A 295-nucleotide genomic window follows, 5' to 3' on the forward strand; every position below is an offset into this window, starting at 1 on the left:
TGCCCTGCGGCGCACGGGACACACCTGTAACAAGTTGCAGTTGGTTCGGGCAGCGGGGGTGTCAGGATTGGCAGCGTGGAAACGGCGTCAACGATGCGCCCTGCGGCCAGGGGAGGATGACCTGGGGAACGCGTTCGCGCGGAGGGCCACGCTGGCCGCTCTCGCTGGCATTTCGACAATCGCACTTTCGGCGCCCGCCTTCGCCGCGGACGAACCGGCGCAGGCGCCGCAGACCGCGCAGGCCGACGCCACGGCGGTCGACGATGGCGCGATCATCGTGACCGCCCGCCGCCGC

General features: G+C 70.8%; 1 protein-coding gene. It reads right to left on the bottom strand.

The window, feature by feature from the left end; all coding sequences use genetic code 11:
* Positions 1 to 61: 61 nt before the first annotated feature.
* A partial coding sequence (locus K3A85_RS17825) for a hypothetical protein (RefSeq protein WP_225207858.1) occupies positions 62 to 295 on the bottom strand: 234 nt, incomplete at its 5' end.

The sequence above is a fragment of the Novosphingobium huizhouense genome, from assembly GCF_020179475.1.
In the GTDB taxonomy this organism is placed as follows: domain Bacteria; phylum Pseudomonadota; class Alphaproteobacteria; order Sphingomonadales; family Sphingomonadaceae; genus Novosphingobium; species Novosphingobium huizhouense.